Raw genomic sequence first — 25,306 nt, forward strand, 5'->3', positions numbered from 1 at the left:
GTTCAATTTATTTGTTTGGCAAAAAGATTATTAACCAGTAATTTCTCACGCTGCTATAAAGATACAAACAGAAGAACACTATTTTGCTCAGCTGCATTAATTTCCTCTAGAATTTGTTTGTATAAAGTTGGATGGTGATGGCTGTTGGGTGAATGGTTTTTTATATTCAGGTGTTTAATTCATATCGTATTTCATACTCAGGTCAGAAGAAAAAGTAAAAGAGAATGATGCGTTGGGAATATTTGATCCGGCAAAGATTTCAATCTCGTATTCCCTGTTTTCCATTTCATCAATTATACATTCCAGATCGTAGGGACAAATACAATCACATATTCCTCCCGGAGGAGTTTCAACAAAGGTTACCTTTAAAACACTGTCCTCGATACATGCACTTGAAACAATTTCACCCGGGCAACAATTCAAAACGGCATTTACAAAATTTACTTTTAGCTGGTTTTCGTTCACAGTGCTTAGTTCAATATACTGAGCTTCTTCCTGGGTTGACTTTGTTTCATTTTTACAGTCGCTGGCAGAAGTCTTTGTTATGTTTAAGGTTTGGTTCCCCGCTGGGATTGTCTTTTCTTCATTACATCCGGCGAAAATTATTGAAAGAAAAAAAACAAGGTAATAACAGGAAAATTTTTTATTCATTTTGTGTGTATTAAGTTTAATCTGAAACAGTATATGTTAAGTTTAAGTGAGAAGAAAAGACAAATGAAAATTTTGCATCGGGGGTATCTCCTCCGGCATAAATTTCGATGTTGTAATTTCGGGTTTCCATATCACCGATAACACACTCCAAATCGTACGGGCAAATACAGTTACATAATCCTCCTGGAGGAGTTTCAACAAAAACAACTTTTAAAATGTCGTCTTGTATAAAAACGTTGGTTACAATTTCTCCCGGACAACAATTTAGTATGGCATTTATAAATGTTATTTTTAGTTGAGCTGTATTCACGGCCTCCAGCAATATATATTGACTCTCTTGTCCGGCAGATTTAGTATTGTTTTTACAGTCCGAAAATTGACTTTCAACGACCGGTGGGTTCTCATTTTTGAACGGTTCGGGGTTGTCTTTGTTACATCCGGGAAGAGCAGCAGACAAAAGAACCATTAATATCAGCGTTGGAATGTAAGACTTCATTTTTAATTACTTTTGTAATATGATGAACGTAAGTGCAAATTGGTTGCGTTTTTGAATGGAGAAAATTTTTTAATTGTTTTGACCGGTTATTAATGGATAATATTGTTTTATGTGAACCGCAATTTTAACGCGCAGAAGATTTATAAATAGAGTTTTTTCTCAAAATAGTTTTATAGCTTTACTTTCAAAACTGGTAACATGAGCAAACAGGCAGATTCAGATTTGATAGTTGTTTTTAGAGGAAATCCGGTTGACGCGGAAATGGTAAAAGAGATTCTTGTTGACAATGGAATTATGGCCAATTTGAAAAATCAGCTAATGGGGTCTATAGCTCCCTGGCAGGTTTCACCCGGTGGTTTTGAGCCTGTGGAAGTAGAAATTCTGGAAAGCGATAAAGAAAGTGCTTTGGATTTAATAAATGAATTTAACAGAAGTAAATAACAAATTGAATTTTACCGGTGTTATTCTTTTGTTTAATCCCTTGTCAAACTTCCGGTAACTTACATCTCAAATTCAGCCCTCCTAACTTTTCTTCATTATCTTTGTTCCTTCTTTCAAAAATTGAATTATGCATGAAATTTTGTTTTGGCTTATTATAGCCATTTTAGTTCTCGATTTTTTATTTGAAAAGTACCTCGATTACCTTAATACGACTACCATGAGTGAGACTTTGCCCGATGAGGTGAAGGGGATTTATGATGAGGGAAAATACAAAAAACAACAGGCCTATCAACGCGAGAATCATCGTATTGGTATTTTTTCCAGTGCTGTAAGTTTTTTGCTTACACTGGCCATGTTTTTATTTTATGGTTTTGCATTTGTAAATAATCTCGCCTGGGGATTTACCGGAAATGCTATTCTGGCTGCGTTGCTGTTTTTTGGAATGATTATGTTTGCTTCAAATATTATTGATATTCCATTTTCAATTTATGATACATTCAAGATTGAAGAAAAATACGGCTTTAATAAAACCACACCCAAGACCTTTGTTCTTGATATTATAAAAGGATGGTTGGTTGGAGCGTTGATTGGAGGAGGGCTGCTGGCACTGGTAATTTTTATTTACCAGAAAACACAAAATATGTTTTGGATATATGCATGGATTCTGGTCGCCGTATTTTCGGTTTTTATGACCATGTTTTACTCCAATATTATTGTGCCGCTGTTTAATAAGCAGACTCCGCTGGAAGAAGGCGAACTGCGCGATGCCATTCAGCGTTTTTCTGACAAGGTAGGTTTTAAACTCGACAATATTTTTGTTATCGATGGATCAAAACGTTCGACTAAAGCAAACGCCTACTTTACAGGATTTGGCGCAAAAAAGCGGATTGTTTTGTACGACACGCTGATTAACGATATGGAAACCGAAGAATTGGTTGCCGTTTTGGCACACGAGATTGGACATTATAAAAAGAAGCATGTTATTCAGGGATTGTTGATTTCGTTGATTCAAACCGGGGTAATTCTTTTTATTTTTTCACTGTTAATTGACAGTCCGGTTTTGAGCAAAGCGTTGGGTGTGGAAGAACCAAATTTTCATATCGGGCTGGTTGCGTTTGGAATTTTGTATTCTCCGGTTTCATTTGTATTGGGGATTTTTATGAATGTTCTTTCACGAAAAAATGAGTACCAGGCCGATGCTTTTGCCGCTGAATATTATAAACCGGAAGCATTGGCTTCGGCATTAAAAAAACTTTCGGTAAAAAATCTGAGTAACTTAACGCCACACCCCAAATTTGTGTTTTTCCACTATTCGCATCCTCCGCTGTTGCAAAGGTTGGCACACTTAAAGAAATTTGAAAAGGAAAACTAAAAGAATAACCGGTTGTTTTTTTGGAACAAAACTTTGTTTTTCCAGTCTCCGGCTTCAAACTTTTAATACATGAAAGCAGAAATAATAACCATTGGTGATGAAATTTTAATTGGACAAATTGTTGATACCAATTCGGCCTGGATGGCTGAACAATTTAACTTAAACGGTATAGAAATATACCAGATTACATCGGTCCACGATGATCATCAGCACATTCTTGAAGCGTTGAAAAAAGCTGAGGAAAAAGTGGATTTGGTAGTACTTACGGGAGGACTTGGCCCCACAAAAGACGATATTACAAAAAATGTGCTTTGCGATTATTTCAATACAAAGCTGGTTTTTCATGAGCCTACTTTTGAACAAATAAAAAAACGGTTTACAAAATTTAAGATCGATATAAATAAGCTAAATCGTGATCAGGCTCTGGTGCCGGAATCATGTTCTGTTTTGTATAACAAAGTGGGAACAGCACCTGGAATGTGGTTTGAGAAAAATGACACAATTTTTGTTTCGATGCCAGGTGTTCCTTTCGAAATGAAATATTTGGTTGAATATCAGATTCTGCCCCGACTGAGGGAAAGTGGGAAGACCAAGGCAATTTATCATAAAACAGTTTTGACTCAGGGAGTTCCGGAATCGATGCTGGCCATTAAAATCGAAAAATGGGAAGATGCACTTCCCAAAAATATAAAGTTGGCCTATCTTCCAAATCCTATGTCGGTTCGTCTTCGTTTATCGGCAATAGGAGTCGATGCAGAGGGGCTGAAAAAACAAGTTGACACAGAGGTTGAAAAATTGCAACAGATTATTCCTGATGATATTTACGGTTTTGATAACGAGACCATGGCTGAGGTGGCAGGGCGCCTGTTGAAACAGCAAGGTAAAACACTGGCAGTGGCCGAGAGTTGCACAGGAGGTTACATTTCGCATTTGATTACCTCTGTTCCCGGAAGTTCAGAATATTACAAAGGGTCGGTTACAGCCTATTCAAATGAGATAAAAATGAATGTACTTGGTGTGACCGAAAGAGCATTAGAAGAATTTGGTGCCGTGAGCGAACAGGTGGCCAGGGAAATGGCGCTGGGCGTTAAAAATGCATTTCGATCTGATTTTGCTGTTGCCACTACCGGAATTGCCGGTCCCGGTGGCGGAACCAAAGAAAAACCGGTGGGTACGGTTTGGATTGCTGTGGCCGGTGAGAAAAAAGTTTTTGCCAGAAAATTTGTTCTAGGGAATGACCGTGAACGTAATATTATCCGTTCGGGGCAAACCGCGTTGCAACTGCTTCGACGTGTCATTCTAAAAGGACTTTGATCGGTGACGCGAAATAATCATAAGAAAACAAAATGATTATTTTTAAGTGAAACGGATCCGTTACGTAATAGTACTTTGAGGTCTTGCGAATTTTATTCCCCCAAAATTGGTGCAATAAAGGAATAATATTCAAATGTGATACTTTTTACTTATAGTGAGTAAATTCATAAAAATGGTATTTTTAATAAGACACATACAATTTACCTTCACGAAGCTCAGTTTTATATTTGAACATTTTTAACAATTTGGCTCTTTTGCAGAATCTTTGATTCAGTAACTTTGTAATGATTTTTTTGAGTATAGCGGGAGTTTACGACAAATTGTTTAAAGATTCGGATCGGTTATTGAGACTGAGATTAAAACAAGAAAAAATTAAATGTTACAGAAATGAAGAAAACCATTATTATAATATTAGTTGTATTTTTTGTTGTGATAGGCGCACTTGCCGCTATTCCGTTGTTTTTCAAGAATACACTACTCGAAAAAACGGAAAATACCATAAATAAACAGGTGAATGCCGAAATCAGTTTTGATGGATTTAAATTGTCTCTTTTCAGAAATTTTCCCAAAGTAACACTTCAACTGGAGAATGTTTTGGTGATCGGTGTGGACGAATTTCAACAGGATACATTGTTAAACATGGCCGCTCTCAGGGCAACAATGAATTTGAAAGAGCTTTTTAATAAAGAAGGCATGAGTATCGAAGAGGTTTATCTGCTTCACCCCGGTTTAAACATGGTTGTGGCTGAATCGGGTAAAACAAACTGGGATTTGGCAAAAAAGTCATCGGAGCCATCGGAGCTTTCGAAAGAAGAGGGAGGCGAAGAAGGTGGATTTAACCTTCAGCTGGAAAAAATTGAAATAGAAGATGCAACCATTTTTTATACCGACAAACAGGCAAAAATGCTGCTGGGATTTGAAGATATAAATTTTCACATAAACGGAGAGATGTACGGTACATCAGCAAAACTAAATATTGCCGGGAAAGTTGATCGTTTTACTACGGAATATGAAGGTACAAAATACATATCCAATACATCGCTTGAAACAAAAACGCTGCTGGACATCGACTATGAAAAAATGAATATTGCAGTTCAGGAGAATGAGTTGCTGATAAACCGTTTGCCACTGGAAATTACCGGAAGTGTTCAAATACCATCTGATTCCATGTTTTTTGATCTGGTTCTTTCAACAAAAGAATCGGGTTTTGAAAACTTTCTGGCGCTTGTTCCGCCGGATTATTCCGACTATTTAAAGGATTTTGAAACTTCGGGAACTGCAACCGTTTCGGGAAAAGTTTCAGGTTTATTTTTTGGAGAAAATTATCCGGCATTCTCACTTGCAATAAATGTTTCAAACGGGAATTTTCATTATACAGAACTTCCGGATGAGATAAAAAACATTAAGGCTGATATTTCGGTTTCAAAACCGCAGGGAGTACTTGATCTCACTGAGGTTAAGATAAAAGAAGCACACGCTGAAATTAAAAATAATCCGATTGATCTTTCACTCACTTTAAATAAATTGATTTCCGATCCGTATTTCGACGGCGCTTTTGTGGGAAAGATAAATTTTGATCATGTAAAAGATGCCATTCCGCTCGACAGCGTAAATATTTCGGGTACTATTGATGCCAATCTGTTTGTAAAGGGAAATTATTCTTCTGTGGAAAAAGAGCAGTATGATAAAATTCAATCGGACGGAGTGGTACTGCTTGATAATTTTGTGTATGAAACAGCAGATTTAACGCAGCCTGTGTATATTCCCGGCGGAAGTCTTAATTTTTCTCCGAAAAGTATAAATCTTTCTCAATTTAATGTGAAAGTTGGGCAAAGCGATTTTAACCTTCGCGGAAACGTGACAAATTATTTGAATTATGTTTTTAAAGATGGTACGCTGGCTGGTGATTTGCAATTAAACTCCGGCTTTGTAAATCTTAACGAAATGCTGAGTCTGCAGGTACAAAAAGGAGACAGTCAAAACGTTGCGAAAACCACTGAGGAGAATGAATCTGAAAAATTGGTTTTTGACATCCCTGAAAATATCGATTTTATTTTTCGATCAAATATTCAGCGCGCCAGTCTCGATCGCATAGCTATTTCAGATATTAAAGGATTGATAACGGCAAAAGAGGGAAAATTAATGCTGAACGGATTAAATATGAATATGCTGAACGGGCAATTAAGCATGACTGGTTCGTATGAAAATACAGCGCAAAACCAACCACTTTTTGATTTTGGATTCGATATCATAGAATTTGACATTCCGCAGGCATTTCAGTCGCTTTCAGGTATGCAAAATATTGTGCCGGTTGCCGGACAAAGTACAGGTAAATTAAGTACGAATTTAAAGCTAAACGGGCAGTTGAGCGAACAATTTAAACTGATTCCGGCTTCTGTCGACGGAAATGGGATATTTAGTACCAAAAACCTTCAGATAAATAATTCAAAGGTATTCGACCAGTTGAAAGGTATTCTGAAAGCAGAAAAGTTACAAAACGTTGCAGTAGATGATTTTAAAGCAAATTTTACGGTTCAGGATGGTAATCTTTTATTGCGTCCTTTTGAAACAAAAATAGCAGGCCAGGAAACAAATATTTCAGGTAGCTTAAATGCTCAAAATCTGCTGAATATGCGACTCGATTTTAACATTCAACGCGATGCGTTTGGTGCAGACATTCAGTCGATTTTAAGTGCAATTCCGGGCAATAAAAACATTACAGTAGTTCCGGCAGGTGTGATAATTGAGGGACCGGTTGGAAAACCTGATGTTAAGATGGATCTCTCTGCCACGCGAAAAACAATCACAGATGCTACAAAAGATGATTTACAAAAATCTTTAAATAAACTTGGAGAGGGGTTAAAAAAGTTATTTAAATAAATTGCATTTACAAACTAAACCGGAGCCTCATTCTGAGCGTAATTTCCGAAATAGTTGCAGATTATCTCTTTCCGAATGGAAATCGGGACTGAGCTATTTACCAGAGATTTTATATAGTATTTGAGGTAAGAATTTATTACAGGCTTTTTATAAATGCAAGAATTTTATCTACTTGAAAAATCACAACAAATAGGGATTGTTTTATTCCGGCTCTTGATATAATATTGAACTTTAATTTAAAATAAGAGTTATTAGTATTTAATCTGTTGGGTAAAATACTAACTCTTTGTTTGTTAAGAGATTCATGAAAGAAACAATTGTACAGCTTAAACGCGGAGAAAAAGGAATAATAAAAGAATTTTCAACTGAAGAAATCCCCTTGAAATTTCAGGAAGTTGGTTGTTTACCCGGAAACGAAGTACGACTTATTCAGTTTTCGCCGTTTAAAGATCTTGTTTACCTGACCGTTAATGACAGTCACTTTGCTATTCGCACAGAGACCGCTGCATTAATCGAAATCAGTAGGATAAAATAGATATGGGAAAACAACTGAATGTTGCACTTATCGGAAATCCAAATACCGGTAAGACATCGGTGTTTAATCAGCTTACCGGCTTAAATCAGAAAGTAGGGAATTACCCCGGAGTTACCGTTGAAAAAAAAGAAGGGAAATGTAAATTGGCCAATGGTCAATTGGCACATATCGTTGATTTGCCGGGAACTTATAGCCTGAATGCGACTTCTCCGGATGAAAAGATTGTCGCCGATTTGCTTCTTCATAAAACAAATGATACATACCCTGATGTGGCAGTGATTGTTGCAGATGTTGAAAATTTAAAAAGGAATCTTCTCCTGCTGACTCAAATTAAAGACCTGGATATTCCTACGATTCTGGCAATAAACATGGCCGATACCATGAAACGGAAAGGTATTTCCGTTGATCTGAAACAAATGGAAGAAAAACTCCATACCAGAATTGCGTTGATCAGCGCCAGAAATAACAAGGGAATGGTTGAGCTAAAGGAGCTCATCCAGGATTACGAAAAATTGTCAACAGAATCTTGTGTCAGGTTTACCGATATCGATCCCGCTTATTTTGAGACTCAAAAAAAGAAATTCAACGGCGAAAACTTATATAAACGTTGGTTAAACATAGTTTTGGAAAACGGTTCATTAAAACCGGAGAGTGAAAATCAAAATGTTTATGCCAGGTTTGAAAACATAAGTGAAGCTGAAATAAAAAGACTGCAACAAAAAGAAACTATCCTGCGCTACCTGTTTATCAATCAATTGCTAAAAGATACCTACAAAAGAGATCCGGCTTTAGCTAAAGATTTTCAAAGCAGACTCGACAAGATTTTAACACAAAGGATTTTGGGTTATGTTATTTTTTTTCTGATAATGCTGCTGGTTTTTCAGTCGATTTACAATTGGAGCAGCTACCCGATGGATTTGATCGATCGTCTTTTTACGCAAATGGCTGAATGGGTAGAAATTACTTTGCCACAAGGAGCTTTGACAAATTTGGTTTCCGAAGGAATTATACCAGGAATAGGAGGGATTGTTATTTTTGTTCCTCAAATTGCCTTTTTGTTCCTTTTTATCTCGCTTCTGGAAGAAAGTGGATATATGAGCCGCGTTGTATTTCTTATGGACAAAATTATGCGCAGATTTGGCCTGAACGGAAAAAGTGTTGTGCCTTTAATTTCAGGCACAGCCTGCGCCATACCGGCTATTATGGCTACCCGCAGTATTGATGACTGGAAAGAGCGTCTGATTACAATTCTGATTACTCCGTTTATTACCTGCTCTGCCCGCTTGCCTGTTTATTTAATTATCATTGCGTTGGTTATACCCGAAAACTCATTTCTGGGCATGAATTTACAGGGACTCACGTTAATGGGGCTGTACTTTCTTGGTTTTTTAACGGCTGTTTTTTCAGGCTATATTTTAAATAAAATACTAAAACTTAAAAGCCGGTTGTTTTTTATCTCAGAAATGCCTGCGTACAAGCTTCCTTTGCTTAAGAATATTGTTTATACCGTAATAGAGAAGACAAAAAGTTTTGTTGTTGGTGCTGGTAAAATTATCCTTGCTATTTCCATTGTTTTGTGGTTTTTAGCTTCCAACGGACCCGGGGAAGAATTTAGAAATGCCGAAAATATCATACAAAAAAATGAACAAAATCAGCAGCTTACTGAAGAAGACATGGCCAATGCAATTGCATCTTATAAACTTCACCATTCGTATATTGGTATTATTGGTCGTACCATTGAACCAGTTATCCGCCCGTTGGGGTACGACTGGAAAATTGGTATTGCCTTAATAAGCTCATTGGCTGCACGTGAGGTTTTTGTCGGAACTTTGGCAACGGTTTACAGCGTTGGCAGCGAAGAGGAAGAAACAATAAAGAACCGTATGATAAAAGAAACAGATGCTGTCACGGGAAAGAAAATATTTAATTTTGCAACCGGTATTTCTTTGCTGCTTTACTACGCTTTTGCCATGCAGTGTATTAGCACACTGGCCATCGTAAAACGAGAAACCAACAGTTGGAAATGGCCGGTTATTCAGCTTGTTTTTATGACAGGCTTTGCTTATGTTGTATCTTTGGCGGCTTACCAGATTTTAAAGTAAGGTATAAGTTTTAAGAAATAGAAAAGATGTTTGATTTTCAAAATATAATAGTTTATATCATTGTATTGGCAGCCGTAGTCTGGTTGCTTAAGAAGTTGTTTTGGAAAAAAAGAAAAAATTCATCTTCGGAATGCGGAAAAGCCGGATGCAGTTGTCATTAGTCCGGATTGAAACTGAAAACAACAAGCAATAAGATTATTATTAATTTTAGTGCTTGTTGTTTGTTTTAATAAATTATTTCAGTTTTAAATAAGCCTCTTTAACTTCGTTGTATGTTTCGTCGCTGTTTTTATACAGTGGAGAACGAAGCACGTTTTCAATGATTCCCTGGTAGTGTAACAGCGCTTTTATTCCTCCCGGATTTCCTTCTTTAAAAAGAAGCTTAAACAAATCAATCATTTCAAAATGCATTTCCAGCGATTCGCTGAATTTACCTTCCAAAGCCAAATGAATTAGTTTACTCAATTTTCCGGGGAGAGCATTTGCGATAACTGAAATGACACCTTTACCGCCAATTGAAATAATAGGAAGCGCCAACACATCGTCACCCGAAATCACTGTAAAATTATCAGGCGTATATTTTCCTATTTTTGTGATTTGAGACAGAATACCTGAAGCCTCTTTTACCGCAGCAATTTTTTCGGATGTTTCAGCCAAACGGGCTACCGTTTCAGCCTCAAGATTTACCCCTGTTCTTGAGGGAACATTATATAAAATAATTGGAACCGGACTCGCTTTTGCTATTTCAGAGTAGTGAACAAACATACCTTCCTGTGAAGGTTTATTGTAATAGGGAGTAACAATGAGTAGTCCACTCACTCCGTTAAAATCAAATTTGTCAATTTGTTTGATGATTTTTCGCGTATCATTTCCCCCCATACCAACAACTACAGGTAGTCCGTCCGATTTATCTTTAATCAGTTTAACAATGTCCTGTTTTTCCCCGGCTGAAAGTGTTGGTGTTTCCGCGGTGGTTCCCAACGCTACCAGATAATCCATCTTTCCCTGAACCTGATTGTTAACAATCACTTCAAGTGATTTAAAATCAACACTGTTGTCTTTTTTGAAAGGAGTTACCAAAGCTACTCCTGCTCCTGTAAAAAGCTGCCTCATTTACTCGTTTTTTGATTTAGCTGGCCAAGATAGAAAATTTGTTGTTTGGCAAGAAACAACGCATCCCGATTTTGACCAATGTTAATGTTAAGGTCTAAATAATTTTTTTCTTTTTGAGACCATCCTACTTTAAATTTTGCCTGTGTGGAAAGTGTTATAAAGTCCAGTGTGATATTTTGACTTAGTGCAATATTTAAAAGTATATCGAATTTTAATTGTGTAAAGGTATCTATCCGGCCTTGTTTGGGGAGTTTTAACCAATCGAGTTCTTTTGGTGTTAACGAATTTGTATCCGTTGCAAAATTTACGTCTTCATTATAAACACAAAAACCACGAACCACGACTCCTCTTTCAGAAAAAAATTCTTTTATAAAATGATAAGCATTTTTTCCTTCGGGCTCCCAGATTATCCCAACTTTTTTTACCGAATCCAAATCCGGAACCTGAGGACTATGATTTATGATTAATTCTGTTTTTAACAGTCTCCGGTTAGCGTATTTTTCTCTTATTCCCATTCTTTCGGCAAATTTAATAAATGATTGATGAAAGTCTATTTTAAGAGAAATCAAATTCATTTTATTCTATCATTTTTAAAAAATCATTTTCCGAAATAATGGGAACTCCAAGTTTTGTGGCTTTTTCCAGCTTGCTTGGCCCCATATTTTCACCGGCAATCAGATAGTTGGTTTTTTTTGAAATGGAACCTACATTTTTACCGCCGTTTTGTTCGATCATATTTTTTAATTCATCGCGGGAGAATTTTTCAAAAGTTCCGGAAATAATAATACTTAGCCCTTTTAGTTTTTCCGTTTTGTTGTTTAGCTCTTTTTCGCTAATGGAAAATTGCAGACCTTTTTCTTTCAGAAAATCAATTAGTTCCCGGTATTCTGTTTTGGAAAACCAATCGACAATACTTTCGGCGATTTTTCCTCCAATTTCGTCAATTTCAATGAGATCTTCATAACCTGCACTTTGAATTTTTTCAATGGTGTGCATATTTTTAGCCAGTGTTTTGGCAACGGTTTCACCTACAAAACGGATTCCCAGCGAAAACAATACACGTTCAAAAGGGACATTTTTTGATTCTTCAAGGCTATTTAAAATGCGCTCTGCCGATTTATCACCCATTCGTTCTAAACCAACCAGTTGCTCTTTTTTTAGCCGATACAAGTCAGCAATCCCATGAATTAACTTTTGATTGTACAACAGCTCGATGGTCTCCTGTCCAAGCCCGTCGATGTCCATAGCCTTGCGGCTTACAAAGTGTTCTATTTTCCCTTTTATCTGAGGCGGGCAGCCAACTTCGTTCAGACAATAATGCGCTGCTTCTCCTTCATTTCTAACCAGTTTTGTGCCACATTCCGGGCAGCTTTCAATAAATATCACTGATTGAAACATCGGATGACGTTTACTCTGATCAACCCCGGTAATTTTAGGGATAATTTCTCCTCCTTTTTCCACAAAAACCGTATCGTTAATATGGAGATCAAGGTTTTGGATGATGTCGGCATTGTGAAGCGAAGCACGTTTCACCATTGTTCCGGCAATTAAAACGGGCTCAAGATTTGCCACAGGAGTAACTGCACCCGTTCTGCCAACCTGGTAGGAAACCGATTTTAAAATGGTGGAAGCACTTTCCGCCTTAAACTTATATGCAATGGCCCAGCGTGGCGATTTTGCGGTAAATCCAAGGTTATCCTGTAAGTTTTTCGAATTTACTTTAATTACGACGCCATCGGTGGCAACCGGAAGATGATGGCGTTCCAAATCCCATTTATCCAGATAGTCAAAAACTTCTTTGAGCGATGCGCATTTTTGCATCGCATCCGAAATTTTGAAACCCCATTCTTTGGTCTTTTGCAGGTTTTCATAATGACCGTCGTATGGCAAATTTTCGCCCAGTAAATAATAAAAATAGGCATCCAGTTTACGGGTTGCAACAATCGATGAATTCTGCATTTTTAGTGTTCCGGCAGCTGTGTTTCTCGGGTTAGCCAAAAGCGGCTCTCCTTTTTTTTCGCGCTCGGCATTTAACGCTTCAAAAACATGAAAAGGCATTAATATTTCACCCCTGATTTCAAAACTTTCCGGGTAACCTTTACCACGCAACCTTAGCGGTACAGAACGAATGGTACGAACATTGTTTGTGACATCATCTCCGCGAACGCCGTCGCCTCGTGTAACTGCCCTTGTCAGCCATCCGTTTTCGTAAAGTAAACTAATGGAAGATCCGTCAAATTTTAATTCACAAACATATTCATAATCGGTTTCAATTATCTTTTTTATCCGGGTATCAAAGTCTTGAATTTCTTCTTTGGAATACGCATTGGAAAGCGAAAGCATGGAATATTTATGTTCCACCTGTTCAAATTCTTTGTTGATATCACTTCCTACACGCTGAGAAGGGGAATTGAGATCTGCAAATTCAGGAAAGTCTTTTTCCAGTTTTTCCAGTTCTTTCATTTTCATATCAAACTCAAAATCCGATATAACCGGTTGGTTTAAAACATAATAGTTGTAGTTGTGTTCTTCAAGTTCTTCGCGTAGCTGTTCTATCTTTTTTTGAGCTTCTTCCCGGTTCATTTCTAGGTTCTCTTTCGTGTTAATATTACAAACAAATGGAATGGAAATTGGCTTAAAAGTAAACAAGATTTTTATTTCGATTAAACAATTGTACAGTGTTTTTTCTTTAAATTATGAACACAAAAACAAATAATTATGTCATTCACACTCGAAATTGGAGAAAAAGCAATAGATTTTAATTTACCGGGCACCGACGGCAAAACTTATTCACTTGAAAATTTTAAAGATTCAAAATATCTCGTAGTGTTTTTCACCTGTAATCACTGTCCGTATGTAATTGGCAGCGATGAAGTGACAAGAAAGACCGTTGAGCGTTTTCAGCCTTTAGGCGTAGAGTTTGTGGGGATCAACTCGAACAGTAAAAATACATATGAGGACGATGATTTTCCGCATATGGTTGAACGAATGAAGGACTATAAATTTCCCTGGAAGTATTTATATGATGAGTCTCAGGAAGTGGCTGAGGCATACGGAGCTCTGCGAACACCTCATTTTTATGTTTTTGATGAAAACCGTAGGCTGGTATATACGGGCAGAGGGGTAGATAGTCCGCGCGATGTATCAAAAATGACTGTAAATGATTTGGAACGAACTCTGGAAGAACTCACTTCAGGCAAACCCATCTCTGTTTCTCTCACCAATCCAATTGGATGCAATGTTAAATGGGAAGGAAAAGATAAACACTGGATGCCCGCAGAAGCTTGTGATTTAGTCTTTTAATCGCAAACTAAGTACTTTTATCTCCCCCGGTATTTCTCAAATTTAGTTTCATTTGGTACAAGTGAAATCCTTTTGCCCAAAAATCGTTAATGACATTTTCCTGTTTAAAGCCTAGTTTTTCGTAAAATTTACAGGCCAGTTGTGAGGTTCTGACGATTACTGTATGGATATCCGGCCTGTTTCTAATAGCAGACAAGCGATGGAGAGTTAATTCTTTACCAATTCCCTTTTTATGGAAATCGGGATGGATCATGTCCCATGCAATTCTGGCTGTATTTTTTTCAGCAAAGTAATTGATTCCGCCTGCACCAATTATTTTCCGGTTTTGTTCCACCACAAAATAGTCTTCCAGTTGATTTTCAAGATAATCCTTAAAATCCTTTTCTTCTGAAGGATCAAAAAAAGCAGGTGTGTTGAAGCGAAACAACTCAAGTACCTTTAATTGGTCAGCGGTTGTATATTTTCGTATTAATTTTGAAGGTGTTTTTTTCATCTGGCCTTAAAAATAGTGGAATTCCGGATTCCTGATTTTCTTCGTTTGAGCGTAACCAACCAACGATGGAACGATAAAAAGGATCAAAAACAGGTATTTCATAAACATAAAATTTACAGCTTTTTTACAGAAGTTGCATCATAACCGGTTTGATTTACCGGGTGATTATTTACTTCAAAGATACTGTTGTCAAGAAATTCTTCAATAAAAGACAAACCGGGAGCATAGTAAAATGAACCTCCTTTTTTTAGCGAATGAAGAATTTCCATGTATTTTTTTGCATACCTGACATAATCACCATCTTTTCTGAAATGATGGTGTGCAAAGTGGTTTGAAAATCCAAGATTGCTGATAATTGTTCCCCATTTGTTGTTTTCAAAGTGATATTCAAACCAGTCGAATTGGGAACAATAGTTTTCATTCTGAACCATCCGGTCAAATCCAAAAGTATCAATACCAATGCTTTGTAAATGTTTAACAAGCGCTGCCGATTTACCGCAACCGATATCCAAAACCGGTTCAACTAAGTGTGATAAATTGATTTTTAACAATTCAATTTGTAGTTGAGGACTGTATTCGTTACATACCACGCATTCAACCATTGAACTGCTTTTTTTGTATATCTGCTCGGCAAAAGGGTTGGTTTCTGTTAACCAGGTTTTAAGCTTTTTATAGTGAATGCTGGCGATTTTATCAATATCGTTCTCCTGTTTTAAGGACTGAAACAAATCAGAATAAATGGTTTTTAAGCGTACTTTTGCAGCTTTATCAAACGAATAATACTGGTTTACACGATAGAATTCCTCCAGCGCATTTTGGGTTGCATAATCAATCAAAAGCTTTTCATTTTTACTGTCTGTTTCCTTGTATTGCAATGCAATTTTTTTTGTTTCAGCAACAAATTGAAATAAGCTGCTGAGGTTGGAATTAAACAGATTTTTGCCCCTGTTGTAGCGGATTTGATTATCAATATTTTCTTTGATATTGAGCATAACTTAGTTTAGCACATGTTTGTGTACGAAGGTAACGATTTCGTTCATAGCTTCCATTGCCTCCGGAAAAAACGGCGATAACAGAGGGTAACAATGAATCATGTCTTTGCCCGGTTTAAAGGTAATATCGTTGCCGGCTTTTTTTGCTTTTTCATAAAATGATTTACTGTCATCGAACAGCTCGTCAGCCTCTCCCGCACTGATAAAAATGGGAGGAAGCCCTGATAAATCTCCGGCCACGGGTGATATATACGGAGAATTTACATCGTTTTTTCCGGTGTAATAGTGGCTGAAAACATTCCAGCAGTTATGTGGTGCCAATGATACGCTGTTTTTTGTTTTATAGGATGCCCCTGAACAGCTTAAATCGGTCCACGGCTGAATGGCCACAGCGGCTTTTGGCAAAGGAATCTTTTTATCGCGAAGAGCCAGGAGCGTTGCCAGGCAAAGTCCCCCGCCTGCCGATTCTCCCATTATAATTATGTTTTTAGGTTTGTATCCCTTTTCCAGAACTGCCTCATAAATTTTTACAGAATCGTTTAAAGCTGCCGGATACGGATTTTCAGGTGCAAGTCCGTATTCGTACAACAGATTTGTCATTCCCGTTTGCAAAGCAATTTTCGACACAATATTCCGGTGGTCGTTACACGAACCGGAAATATAGCCGCCTCCGTGTACATAAAAAATTAACTTGTCAGCGCGGGCGTTTGCAGGTGCTATCCATTCCGAGGTGACCATGTTAATAACTTCAGGTTTTATCTGAATGCCTTTGGGTAATTTGCCAAACCGTTCTGCACCTCTTTCGCAACTTGCTCTGAATTTTAGAACCGACTGAACATCCCATCCCATTGTTTCCTTTTGTAACCTGCCCTTAAAAAAGTGACGGTTTCGCATTAGTCCAATAAATACTTTACTTTTTAAACTTGCCATAGCTTTTATTTTTTTGCAGCAAATTTCTTCTTTCTTCAAGGCAGTTTACTTCACCTATGTTAACTTTTTCTGCTTTGATGTAAATTATTTCGAATGCGACTTAAGGACTGGGGGGCAATTCCCAAAAAAGAAGCCAGATGCTTTAACGGAATTTTTTGCAGCAGTTCAGCGGGATAGGTCTCTTGTAAAATTTCATATCTTTTTTCGGCGGTTAGAACTTTTGAATCGAGCATCAGTTTTTCGGTAAATTCCTGTATCTCATTTAAAAGTTTGCGCATAAAAATGTTCCACGAATTTATTTTTTCCAGTTGTTTGTATTGTTGGTAACTGATTTCCCAAACCACAGTTTCTTCAAGTGCCTGAATACTTTCGTTGGCAGGACTTTGGTTGCGGAAGCTGATTTTTGATGTAAAACAATAAGGCGCCAAGGCAAAGGTTTTAGTAATATCTTCTCCGTCGATGTTGCAAAAAAAGCGAATCAGTCCCCGTTCAAAGAAATAGAAATGATGACACACTTTTCCTTCCTGAAGTATAATTTCGTCTTTACTGAAAATTTTTTTTTGAAATTCTCTTTTGATATCGTTCCAGTCGTTTTCTGAAAGGGTGATGTATCGGTTTATGAAGTCTTTTAAAAGGTCTGGCATACTGTTTCTTAAATTGAAAAAGCCAATTTTCAGCCTTTAAAGTTATATTTTTTCTGTGATTATAAAAGGAGTGAACTCAAAGCCGATAATCGATTCTGTGGTTCAGAAGTAAACCAGGTTTCACCCGGAAAGTCTGACCCGAAACAAACCAACTTTTGTGTCATCGAATGTTGGCAAGGTTTAACTCCAAAAGAATATAATTCCTGAACGGGGATATATCGTGTCCCGCGAATAAATGCTGTATTTTTTTAATCTTTTATCTAAATTTATTTTGAACGTATCGTCTTTTTGAGCAAAATAAGTTATGTAGTCTACATTTTTAATGCCCTTAGGATATCGGAATGTAAATTTCGGATTTGTTGTTGGTTCAGCAATTACGAAATAAAAGCGGTTATTTTCTTTCATTAACGGGATGCCAAACGAAACTTTTGCTTTATAAAATCTCGATTTTTCTTTCTGCAAAATATATTTTCGTACGATTGAATCAGAAACGCTGACTTCGATGCCCTGAATCAGGACCCCTTTGTTTTCGGTGTTAATTAAATTCACACTAAACTCGGAGATATTGTCTGATTCGTTGTCTTCTTTGTCGTAAAAATTTATTTTTAAACTTAAAGTATCCTTGACAAATGCGTACAAATCCTGCTGCGACAAGCTGTTAAAAAAAGCCGGAGAGTTGTCTAAAAACAGAATTTCCCGCATAAAAACATTCTCATCATTAAGCCAATAATCTAAACTCTGCTCGTCGAAAGCAAAAATGACTTTTAATTTGGGGCTGGAAAGTTTGTTTGAAAAGTGTTTTGTTGATATTAAATTTTGATTCTGAATAAAATAACCGGAACTCGAAATTTTATAGTTGTTAATATTAATGTCGTTATCAAGTTCCACTATTTCAACGTCATACTGGTATTCATCCCGGTATATCAGGTTCCCGTCCAAATATTTTTTTATTACACTGTTAAATAACTGCTCTCCATATTTTTCACCGATAATTGATTTTATATTTTTTAATATAAACTGTTTTCGCTGACTGTAGGAAAACATTTCCAGCATCAGAGAATCCCCCTGAATGGTTTCAACCAATCTTTTTTTCTCTAAATCGTTATTTGTATTTCTTAAATAGAATTCGAAAAAAATGCCGATAACAAAAATGGTAAACAATGAAGAAAACAATGTAAGATAAATGTTTTCTACAATTTCACTGAATGTAGCATTATCATCGTAAAAAAACTCCCGGTATCCCCAGGCCATAAGAACAATAATAACGACAAGCGAAAGAAAGAAGATCCAAATTTTGTGTGTTAAGATTTTTTTTGCAAGACTCATAAGTTTAAATATTTAGAACACCACCATAAAATGCTTTTCTTTTTGTTAAACTGGCCCAAAATTGATTTCCATAGTCATAATGCCACCATTCCTCAGGATAATTTGTAAAACCAAAATGGGTGAGTAAATTATATAATAATCTTCTGTTTTTTTGAAATTTTAAATCATTTTCTGAAGAACAATACAATTCGTAATAATCTGTTTTTGCACGTTCCCCAAAGTAATCAAATTCTGTTCCCATTTGTAACTCATTTCCTTTTGAGTCAATGATTGTAATGTCTATCGCCCCTCCGGTCAGGTGCGGAGAAGGTTTATCGGAATCAGTTGATGGAACAGAAACATATCTTTCGGTTTTCTTTAAAAGAAGGGCCTCCTCAATATCCGGATTTTTTGAACGTAATTCCTTTTTATGTTTTTCAAAAAGAGCACGTTGTACAGTGGTTGGCCGCCACACATCCCAAACCAGAAATTTGTATCCTTGGGGTAAATACTTTGCCGCTTCAACTAATTTTTTTGCAAGGCCTTCTCTGCAATAGCATATTTCTAATGCTCCTGCTATTTTTTGTTCAAAATATTGAGATTTAACCGTAATATATTTTTCGGCAAAATCATTCAAAGGTATCAACGGTTCATGATTTTCCCGGATGGGCATATTTTTCCATCCTTTAATTGAAAGGTTTTGTGGTATTGAGTTGTTTACGTCAATTTCCATGTTTATCCTTTTCCCAACTTTAATGAGTTCGTGTTTAACGAAAATATATTTTGGTTATAACTTACCATGTAGTTTTCTTTTTCTCTGTTTTGTTTTAACGCTAATTCAATTAACTCGCTGGTAAGCATTGCAAAATCCATATCAGATGCCTCCCACAGATAAAAGGACAGGGAACCCGGAATGGAGTTTATTTCATTAACATATACCGTGTTATCTTTTTTGTTTATCAAAAAATCGATACGCGCAACTCCACCACTGTTGAGAACCTTAAACGTTTGTTTTGCCAATTCCTGGATCTGTTTTGTAAGTTCCGGCGCAATTTGGGCAGGTATTTGGCGTTTGGCACTGCTCATTCCTTTTGAATTCCCTCCTTTGGTCGTGTATTTATCATTGTAGCTCAATATGTCGCCACTTTTTAAAGGTTCTTCACATACCGAAGCATTTTGTTTATCCGAATTTCCGATAACAGAACAATTGATTTCCTGAAGGTCTGATACAAGTTTTTCAACCAAAATCCGGTTTGAAAATTCGCCCGCCAACTCCACTGCACTTTCCAATTCTTCTTCATTTTTGGCTGTGGTTATTCCCACACTTGAACCTAAATTTGATGGTTTTACAATTAGAGGGTAAGCTAATTTGTTTATTTTTTTCAGAATTTCCTGTTTGTTGGTGTGCCATTCTTTATCGTAAAACCACAAATAGTCCACAACCGGCAATCCGCTTTCTTTTAAAATCATCTTCATCACAATTTTATCCATGCCGGTAGATGAGGATAATACATTGCTGCCTACATAGGGAATATTTTTCAACTCTAAAAAACCCTGAAGTGTCCCATCTTCTCCGTTTGAGCCATGGATAACGGGAAAAACAACATCAACAGAAGCTATTAATTTCAGGCTCCATAATGTTTTTTTGTATAAATTAAAATTATTGGAATGGGTATCAATAATAATTTCTGTACACTCTTTGTTTATTTTTTCTTCTGATTTGTATGTCTCAACTTCCAGCAAAACATCGCCCGTTAACCACTTTCCTGCTTTGTTAATATATATGGGTATTACGTTATATTTGTTTTTGTCGATAGCATTGATAGCCTGCAAAGCTGAAATCACAGAAATTTCATGTTCAACCGACCTGCCACCAAATACAACACCTATGTTTGTTTTCATTTTATTTTTTTTGTATTTAAGTTATTATTTATTTTTCGTACGTGTCGGGTAAATCATTTTCATATAATATTACATCACCCGATTTAACAAATTTACTTATATGCTGACTTGCCTCCGTAAAGTTCTGTGCAATGTAAATATTTTCTGTTTTATACCCCGTCTCAACCAATCCTTCATAAATAGGTTGCGTAATTTGTTTTCCCACCAAAACCACATAATCACAGGCATCCGAAATTTGTTTTCCAAAGATTCGATTGTAAAAATCTTGTTTGTCTGCAAGTTCAATCATTCCGGGTGTTATTATAATTTTTCTGGTTCCTTCAATATTTTTCAGAACATTTAAAGCCATTTTTGCACCTACCGGGTTGGAATTAAAAGCATCGTCAATAATTGTTATGCCGTTGTTATTCTTTTTTATTTCCATCCGGTGCTGAACAGGAACCATTTTTTTTATTGCGTAGGAAATATTTTCCAAATCAACTTTTAAATGTCCTGCTAAAATCACGGATGCAAGAATATTCGACAAATTATAATCGCCCAAAAGTTTTGTTTCAAACTCACCGATGTTGTCTGTTTTTTGCAGAATATTAAAAGCTGCTCCTTTTTTGCTGTATTTGATATTTGCGACACTGTAATCGGATTCTGTTGTTTGCGTGGAGTAATAAAGAGTTTTGCAATTATCTACTTTTTTGTTCCTGATGTACTCATAATCTGCATTTAAAATGCCTAATCCGTCGGGGGGTAATGAATCGATGAGCTCAAATTTTGTTTTTTGAACATTTTCAATTGTTTTAAAGGTTTCAAGGTGCTGCTCGCCTACGGCTGTAAGAATACCGTATTTTGGGTTGACCAAATCGCAAATTTCTTTGATATCGCCGATTTGTTTTGCTCCCATTTCCACAATAAAAACCTGGTGTGTTGGTTTTAGATATTCCCTTATAGTTCGGATAACTCCCATTGTTGTATTAAAGCTGCCGGGCGTCATCAAAACATTATATTTTTCTGACAAAATTCTGTGGAGAAAATGTTTTGTGCTTGTTTTTCCATAACTACCTGTTATCCCTATTATCAACAACTCCGGCATTTGTTTAAGAATGCGCTGTGCATCTTTATAATACCAGTTATTTATTTTCTTTTCAACAGGTTGCAGAATGATATTTGCAAAACCGATAATCAGAAAAGAGAAAACGATTATACCGCATCCGATTAACGCCGTTTTCTCTGAAACTCCTAAAAAAACAGCTGTAACAATAATTGGTGTGAGCGTTAAAATCCACAGAGCAACATAAAGTCGTTTTGCTCTTTTGGTATATACCAGCGGTTTCTTTTGTTTTTTTGAAAAATAGCTGTACGACAAAAACGAATACAGCACAATTACTGTAATAACTGTTGCATAATTGATTTTTGTAAAAAATACCAGGGCAATTATTATGCAAAATATGAGCTCGACAACTCTTTTTTGTTCAAATAAATATTTTCGCAGCCATCTGTAGTATCGTTTGTTTCTGTATGAATTTAATTGCATCATATGCAATTCGTATTGCAACTTGGCATGAATAAACGCAAATAGCGCTAAAAAGCTTACTATCACTACTATTTGTTCCATCAATGTTCCTTTTTTGCTGTAAGAAAATTGTTTACTATAATTAAAAACTCATTTAGTTTTTCTAAAAAGCTATAATGTCCGCTGTTTTTTAATACCACAAGGCCGGCATCGGGAATTAGTTTTTCCATAATTTTTGCATCGGATACTGATGTTTCTGTATCATTTTCTCCCCAAATTAATAAGGTTGGCGATTTCATTTTTGGCATCACGTGTTTTAAATCCTCGTTTACTACTTTTACTAAAATATCCCGGATTATTCCGTTTGCATTTTGATAATCGCTTGAACCGTTCTTTTTTCGGTAGTTTTCCAATATCGCATTTGCTTTTTGACTGCTAAATAACAAAAGAACTATTTTTTTAATTGTTTTATAGGTATAAACTTTAAAATAGTATTTTAGCTTTCGTTTGGGCTTTACGCCTGCGCTACCAACTAAAATTACCTTTTCGGTTTTATTTCTGGAAGAAAACAAAATTGAAACCCTGCCGCCAAAAGAATGACCAATCAAAATTGGATTTTTAATGTTTTCTGTTTTAATAAAAGACTCAATAAACTGCGTGTATTCCTCAACTCCCCATATTTCTTTTGGAGGATCGCTTTCTCCAAATCCGGGAAAATCGATAGAATAAACCTGAAATTTTTTTTCCAATTCATTTTGAACCCTTTCAAAGATTTTTAAATCGCAGCCCCAGCCATGCAGCAGCAATACAGTTGCACCTTCTCCCGTTTTTTTGAATCTGATATTTAATCCATTGATATTTTTGCTTTGTATCATCTTTTTGCAATTGTAATTTACAAAAGTAGCATTAGTCTTTCGATTTTACCTGTTCAGACGGGAGGATAATACTCCTTTTTTTTAACAACATCCGGTTTATTAGCCGGTTTGGTTTGTCTGCATATTTGGCGTATGTGCATTTATTTTTTAACATTCCGGCCGGACAGAAATTGCTCCGGGAAAAGATAAAAATGGCTCAAAATTCAGAGCATTTTAAATATTTGTGTCCTATTTGTTTAATTTTTTATATCGACCCAGGTTTCCTCTATTTCTTTCATAATTTTCGAGGATGTTCCCGCGATATTGTAAAACAAACGAAGTTGCTGCTTTTTTAAATGATTGTCTGACAAAACGATTTGTTCCTTCAGCTCCATTAATACAGGTGAGAGTTCAGTAGGAATTATATTTTTCTGACTAACAAGATATTTACTGGCTTCATTTAGCACTTTGTTGATTTGATTGGTTATAACCGATATGTTTTCAATAACCGGCATGTTGGTTTCGCGGTGTGCCCCCAGCGCCGATATATGCGACAAGAGGGCATGATTTAAATAAGTCAGCGTGAGTGCATGTTGCATTAGTTGTCGTTTGCTTCGGGGTTCCTGTCGCATGCTGTTCCAGGCCAACGCCAGTTCATTGTCGGCTAAATGTGCTTCCCGGCGTGCAATCCGGTAGGCCAGGTCATCGGCGCTGGTTTCTTTGTATTCACTCACAATTGCCTCCAGGTAAGCCATGTTTTTCTGCATAGCTTTTGAAATAAGTTCGGGCATACGGCGGTATTGCCACCCGGGCCACAAAAACCGAATAGTAAGAAACGACAAAGTCGCTCCAAGCAGTGTGTCAATCAGGCGCGGAAGCATGATATGCAGCCCCGCGTCTTTTGATATCAGGTTAAATGCACTAATGACAAATGTTGTGATAAAGATTACTGCGATGGAATATTTTGTTCGCAACCAATAGAAGAAGGCGAGGGCAGAGGCCATCATCAAAATTACCTGAGAAGCAACGCTGGTGAAAATATGCAAAAGTAAAGCACCAAAAATTACACCGGTAACTGTTCCCAATAAACGCTGAAATAATCTTCGGCGTGTATCACTGTAGGTAATCTGGCTTACAAACAAACTGGTTAACATCACCCAGGCACCTTTATCCAGGGAAAGAGATCGCTCCAGGATAAAACCAACCATAAAACTTAAACTTAGTCGAAGCGCATATCGCATTCGCGGATGTGAAAAATTTAGTTGTCTGCGAAAACGTTCAATCGGACTCCGTTCATCTTTTCGTAAACGCGGAATGGAAGTACCCTGTATAATGTCGTCGAGATATTTTAGTGAAATGTGTGAGCGGTAAAGATTATGATGTAATAAAACCAACGGTTGTGCAATGGAGGCATCCATTTCTTTTAGTTTTATTTCAATGGCATCTGATATCCATTCCAATGCTTTGGGATGATGATATTCAACTCCCGTGAGCATATTTTCTGCAACCTTCCGCGATGCAAATGCCAGCTGCCGAAGCATCTCTCCAAATCCTTCCATCACTTCCAGCCGTTCTTCTTCGTCGCTTAGTTTGTCATGTCTCTCATGGCTTGAAGCTGCCCGTTCGTGCAGGCTTTGCAATAGCATAAAACGCTGAAGATAGGGGCGCAGGGGCTCCTGGTTTTCAAGTTCTCTGCCATAGTTGTTTAACACTTCTTTTATTTTTTCCAGCGTGTTAACAACATTGATGTTTAACAGGGCCAAATCTTTATTGATGGACTCTTGTTCCTGCTTTTTACTTGGGAACAGCATCGCCTTTTTTTCCAGATAATTTGCCAGCTGTTCAAATCCTACAGCCATTTGTTCATCCAGCAGGCGCCAGGGATTCTGATATAATAAAATCAAGGTAAATACTCCGTGGAAAAGCGCTCCCAGCGGAAGTAAAACCGCCTGCCAGTACCAGGCCGGACTGATTTCAATTCCCAGCATCGCGTAAATGCCAACCAGTACCGAGCCGAATGTAATTGCCCGGTAGCGCTCGCCAATTCCGCCAATAAGAATAAAAACAATGGTTGAAAGAACAAATCCTGCCCCCAGCAACCAGGTATAATTGTTTAATAGCCCAACAGAAAAACTTGAGATAAAAAAACTTACAATGGTGATTGACAGGGCTTTTATTCTTCCTTTTGGATGATCATTGGTTTCTGAAAGTGCACCGGCGAGTGCCCCCAGCGCCAGTGTTACTCCGTAAAAAGGTTTTCCGGCAACAATAAACGGAATAGCCAGAATTCCCATCGACGCAGTTGCGCGCAATGCGTTAAGCCGTCTCGGGTGACGCCAAAAATCCTGCTGAAATTTTTTAATATTTAATTGTAAGTATTGAAATTTCTCTTTGCTCATTTGCTTATTTATTTTGCAAAGCTAACGAATGAAGTTAAACAATGGTTGAAAAGAAAATACGACAATGAAAAATAAA

The 25,306-nt window shown here is 36.9% G+C and carries 23 protein-coding genes; 8 read left to right on the forward strand and 15 right to left on the reverse strand.

Features of this window, described 5'->3' with window-relative positions; translation table 11 throughout:
* Positions 1–174: 174 nt before the first annotated feature.
* Together GM418_RS25190 and GM418_RS25195 are read right to left on the reverse strand one after the other, a co-directional pair.
* Positions 175–651 (reverse strand): hypothetical protein, encoded by a 477-nt coding sequence (locus GM418_RS25190; protein ID WP_158870103.1) that lies wholly within the window; start codon positions 649–651, stop codon positions 175–177.
* Positions 652–667: 16 nt separating this feature from the next.
* On the reverse strand, positions 668–1,147 hold the full coding sequence (locus GM418_RS25195) for a hypothetical protein (protein ID WP_158870105.1): 480 nt from the start codon (positions 1,145–1,147) through the stop codon (positions 668–670).
* Positions 1,148–1,345: 198 nt separating this feature from the next.
* Between GM418_RS25195 and GM418_RS25200 the strand changes: the two genes are divergently transcribed.
* The 7 genes from GM418_RS25200 to GM418_RS32160 all read left to right on the forward strand — a co-directional run bounded on the left by GM418_RS25200 (position 1,346) and on the right by GM418_RS32160 (position 9,952).
* Positions 1,346–1,588, forward strand: a complete 243-nt coding sequence (locus GM418_RS25200) for a putative signal transducing protein (protein WP_158870107.1) — start codon at positions 1,346–1,348, stop codon at positions 1,586–1,588.
* 127 nt (positions 1,589–1,715) lie between these two features.
* On the forward strand, positions 1,716–2,960 hold the full coding sequence (locus GM418_RS25205) for a M48 family metallopeptidase (protein ID WP_158870109.1): 1,245 nt from the start codon (positions 1,716–1,718) through the stop codon (positions 2,958–2,960).
* 69 nt (positions 2,961–3,029) lie between these two features.
* On the forward strand, positions 3,030–4,274 hold the full coding sequence (locus GM418_RS25210; RefSeq protein ID WP_158870111.1) for a competence/damage-inducible protein A: 1,245 nt from the start codon (positions 3,030–3,032) through the stop codon (positions 4,272–4,274).
* Positions 4,275–4,661: 387 nt separating this feature from the next.
* On the forward strand, positions 4,662–7,154 hold the full coding sequence (locus tag GM418_RS25215; RefSeq protein ID WP_158870113.1) for an AsmA family protein: 2,493 nt from the start codon (positions 4,662–4,664) through the stop codon (positions 7,152–7,154).
* Positions 7,155–7,458: 304 nt separating this feature from the next.
* Positions 7,459–7,689, forward strand: a complete 231-nt coding sequence (locus tag GM418_RS25220) for a FeoA family protein (RefSeq protein WP_158870115.1) — start codon at positions 7,459–7,461, stop codon at positions 7,687–7,689.
* A 2-nt stretch (positions 7,690–7,691) separates the two neighbouring features.
* Positions 7,692–9,791: a ferrous iron transport protein B gene (gene feoB / locus GM418_RS25225; protein WP_158870117.1), complete on the forward strand. Its 2,100-nt coding sequence runs from the start codon at positions 7,692–7,694 to the stop codon at positions 9,789–9,791.
* A 26-nt stretch (positions 9,792–9,817) separates the two neighbouring features.
* Positions 9,818–9,952 (forward strand): FeoB-associated Cys-rich membrane protein, encoded by a 135-nt coding sequence (locus tag GM418_RS32160; RefSeq protein ID WP_158870119.1) that lies wholly within the window; start codon positions 9,818–9,820, stop codon positions 9,950–9,952.
* 73 nt (positions 9,953–10,025) lie between these two features.
* Here GM418_RS32160 and dapA read toward each other — a convergent pair whose 3' ends face one another.
* Genes dapA through ligA form a run of 3 tightly spaced genes read right to left on the reverse strand, consistent with a single transcriptional unit; the run spans position 10,026 to position 13,487 of the window.
* Positions 10,026–10,904 carry a 4-hydroxy-tetrahydrodipicolinate synthase gene (gene dapA, locus GM418_RS25235; RefSeq protein WP_158870121.1) on the reverse strand — a complete coding sequence of 293 codons (879 nt, stop codon included), beginning with the start codon at positions 10,902–10,904 and terminating at the stop codon, positions 10,026–10,028.
* Complete coding sequence (locus GM418_RS25240) at positions 10,901–11,479, reverse strand: DUF6913 domain-containing protein (RefSeq protein WP_158870123.1); 579 nt, start codon at positions 11,477–11,479, stop codon at positions 10,901–10,903. Before GM418_RS25240 ends, dapA begins: the two co-directional genes overlap by 4 nt.
* 1 nt (position 11,480) lies before the next feature.
* The gene (gene ligA, locus GM418_RS25245) at positions 11,481–13,487 is read right to left on the reverse strand and encodes an NAD-dependent DNA ligase LigA (RefSeq protein WP_158870125.1); all 2,007 of its coding nucleotides are present in this window, start codon (positions 13,485–13,487) and stop codon (positions 11,481–11,483) included.
* 135 nt (positions 13,488–13,622) lie between these two features.
* Here ligA and GM418_RS25250 point away from each other — a divergent pair, with 135 nt between their 5' ends.
* On the forward strand, positions 13,623–14,207 hold the full coding sequence (locus tag GM418_RS25250; RefSeq protein ID WP_158870127.1) for a thioredoxin family protein: 585 nt from the start codon (positions 13,623–13,625) through the stop codon (positions 14,205–14,207).
* Between the two features lie 7 nt (positions 14,208–14,214).
* On the opposite strand, the gene GM418_RS25255 is transcribed toward GM418_RS25250, so the two are convergent.
* The 10 genes from GM418_RS25255 to GM418_RS25300 all read right to left on the reverse strand — a co-directional run bounded on the left by GM418_RS25255 (position 14,215) and on the right by GM418_RS25300 (position 25,230).
* Complete coding sequence (locus GM418_RS25255) at positions 14,215–14,700, reverse strand: GNAT family N-acetyltransferase (protein WP_158870129.1); 486 nt, start codon at positions 14,698–14,700, stop codon at positions 14,215–14,217.
* Positions 14,701–14,813: 113 nt separating this feature from the next.
* Positions 14,814–15,692: a class I SAM-dependent methyltransferase gene (locus tag GM418_RS25260; RefSeq protein ID WP_158870131.1), complete on the reverse strand. Its 879-nt coding sequence runs from the start codon at positions 15,690–15,692 to the stop codon at positions 14,814–14,816.
* Between the two features lie 3 nt (positions 15,693–15,695).
* Complete coding sequence (locus tag GM418_RS25265; RefSeq protein WP_158870133.1) at positions 15,696–16,622, reverse strand: alpha/beta hydrolase; 927 nt, start codon at positions 16,620–16,622, stop codon at positions 15,696–15,698.
* A 59-nt stretch (positions 16,623–16,681) separates the two neighbouring features.
* The gene (locus GM418_RS25270; RefSeq protein ID WP_158870135.1) at positions 16,682–17,266 is read right to left on the reverse strand and encodes a Crp/Fnr family transcriptional regulator; all 585 of its coding nucleotides are present in this window, start codon (positions 17,264–17,266) and stop codon (positions 16,682–16,684) included.
* 180 nt (positions 17,267–17,446) lie between these two features.
* Positions 17,447–18,592, reverse strand: coding sequence for a hypothetical protein (locus GM418_RS25275; RefSeq protein WP_158870137.1), 1,146 nt, complete (start codon positions 18,590–18,592; stop codon positions 17,447–17,449).
* A 4-nt stretch (positions 18,593–18,596) separates the two neighbouring features.
* Positions 18,597–19,304 (reverse strand): M15 family metallopeptidase, encoded by a 708-nt coding sequence (locus GM418_RS25280; RefSeq protein WP_158870139.1) that lies wholly within the window; start codon positions 19,302–19,304, stop codon positions 18,597–18,599.
* A gap of 2 nt (positions 19,305–19,306) precedes the next feature.
* Positions 19,307–20,473 (reverse strand): D-alanine--D-alanine ligase family protein, encoded by a 1,167-nt coding sequence (locus tag GM418_RS25285; protein ID WP_158870141.1) that lies wholly within the window; start codon positions 20,471–20,473, stop codon positions 19,307–19,309.
* A gap of 28 nt (positions 20,474–20,501) precedes the next feature.
* Positions 20,502–22,079, reverse strand: coding sequence for a UDP-N-acetylmuramoyl-tripeptide--D-alanyl-D-alanine ligase (locus GM418_RS25290; protein ID WP_158870143.1), 1,578 nt, complete (start codon positions 22,077–22,079; stop codon positions 20,502–20,504).
* On the reverse strand, positions 22,079–22,852 hold the full coding sequence (locus tag GM418_RS25295; protein ID WP_158870145.1) for an alpha/beta fold hydrolase: 774 nt from the start codon (positions 22,850–22,852) through the stop codon (positions 22,079–22,081). The genes GM418_RS25290 and GM418_RS25295 overlap by 1 nt, the downstream gene beginning before the upstream one ends.
* Positions 22,853–23,088: 236 nt before the next feature.
* The gene (locus tag GM418_RS25300) at positions 23,089–25,230 is read right to left on the reverse strand and encodes an FUSC family membrane protein (protein WP_158870147.1); all 2,142 of its coding nucleotides are present in this window, start codon (positions 25,228–25,230) and stop codon (positions 23,089–23,091) included.
* Positions 25,231–25,306 lie beyond the last annotated feature (76 nt).

This window comes from Maribellus comscasis, assembly GCF_009762775.1.
Taxonomy (GTDB): domain Bacteria; phylum Bacteroidota; class Bacteroidia; order Bacteroidales; family Prolixibacteraceae; genus Draconibacterium; species Draconibacterium comscasis.

Excerpts from the sequence above, each read along its gene's own strand:
- ligA (WP_158870125.1), bottom strand. The coding sequence starts at position 13,487 with ATGAACCGGGAAGAAGCTCAAAAAAAGATAGAACAGCTACGCGAAGAA.
- GM418_RS32160 (WP_158870119.1), top strand. The coding sequence starts at position 9,818 with ATGTTTGATTTTCAAAATATAATAGTTTATATCATTGTATTGGCAGCC.
- GM418_RS25260 (WP_158870131.1), bottom strand. The coding sequence starts at position 15,692 with ATGCTCAATATCAAAGAAAATATTGATAATCAAATCCGCTACAACAGG.
- GM418_RS25270 (WP_158870135.1), bottom strand. The coding sequence starts at position 17,266 with ATGCCAGACCTTTTAAAAGACTTCATAAACCGATACATCACCCTTTCA.
- GM418_RS25200 (WP_158870107.1), top strand. The coding sequence starts at position 1,346 with ATGAGCAAACAGGCAGATTCAGATTTGATAGTTGTTTTTAGAGGAAAT.
- GM418_RS25195 (WP_158870105.1), bottom strand. The coding sequence starts at position 1,147 with ATGAAGTCTTACATTCCAACGCTGATATTAATGGTTCTTTTGTCTGCT.
- GM418_RS25280 (WP_158870139.1), bottom strand. The coding sequence starts at position 19,304 with ATGGAAATTGACGTAAACAACTCAATACCACAAAACCTTTCAATTAAA.
- feoB (WP_158870117.1), top strand. The coding sequence starts at position 7,692 with ATGGGAAAACAACTGAATGTTGCACTTATCGGAAATCCAAATACCGGT.
- GM418_RS25300 (WP_158870147.1), bottom strand. The coding sequence starts at position 25,230 with ATGAGCAAAGAGAAATTTCAATACTTACAATTAAATATTAAAAAATTT.
- GM418_RS25205 (WP_158870109.1), top strand. The coding sequence starts at position 1,716 with ATGCATGAAATTTTGTTTTGGCTTATTATAGCCATTTTAGTTCTCGAT.
- GM418_RS25240 (WP_158870123.1), bottom strand. The coding sequence starts at position 11,479 with ATGAATTTGATTTCTCTTAAAATAGACTTTCATCAATCATTTATTAAA.
- GM418_RS25295 (WP_158870145.1), bottom strand. The coding sequence starts at position 22,852 with ATGATACAAAGCAAAAATATCAATGGATTAAATATCAGATTCAAAAAA.
- GM418_RS25220 (WP_158870115.1), top strand. The coding sequence starts at position 7,459 with ATGAAAGAAACAATTGTACAGCTTAAACGCGGAGAAAAAGGAATAATA.
- dapA (WP_158870121.1), bottom strand. The coding sequence starts at position 10,904 with ATGAGGCAGCTTTTTACAGGAGCAGGAGTAGCTTTGGTAACTCCTTTC.
- GM418_RS25275 (WP_158870137.1), bottom strand. The coding sequence starts at position 18,592 with ATGAGTCTTGCAAAAAAAATCTTAACACACAAAATTTGGATCTTCTTT.
- GM418_RS25250 (WP_158870127.1), top strand. The coding sequence starts at position 13,623 with ATGTCATTCACACTCGAAATTGGAGAAAAAGCAATAGATTTTAATTTA.
- GM418_RS25265 (WP_158870133.1), bottom strand. The coding sequence starts at position 16,622 with ATGGCAAGTTTAAAAAGTAAAGTATTTATTGGACTAATGCGAAACCGT.
- GM418_RS25215 (WP_158870113.1), top strand. The coding sequence starts at position 4,662 with ATGAAGAAAACCATTATTATAATATTAGTTGTATTTTTTGTTGTGATA.
- GM418_RS25210 (WP_158870111.1), top strand. The coding sequence starts at position 3,030 with ATGAAAGCAGAAATAATAACCATTGGTGATGAAATTTTAATTGGACAA.
- GM418_RS25190 (WP_158870103.1), bottom strand. The coding sequence starts at position 651 with ATGAATAAAAAATTTTCCTGTTATTACCTTGTTTTTTTTCTTTCAATA.
- GM418_RS25290 (WP_158870143.1), bottom strand. The coding sequence starts at position 22,079 with ATGGAACAAATAGTAGTGATAGTAAGCTTTTTAGCGCTATTTGCGTTT.
- GM418_RS25255 (WP_158870129.1), bottom strand. The coding sequence starts at position 14,700 with ATGAAAAAAACACCTTCAAAATTAATACGAAAATATACAACCGCTGAC.
- GM418_RS25285 (WP_158870141.1), bottom strand. The coding sequence starts at position 20,473 with ATGAAAACAAACATAGGTGTTGTATTTGGTGGCAGGTCGGTTGAACAT.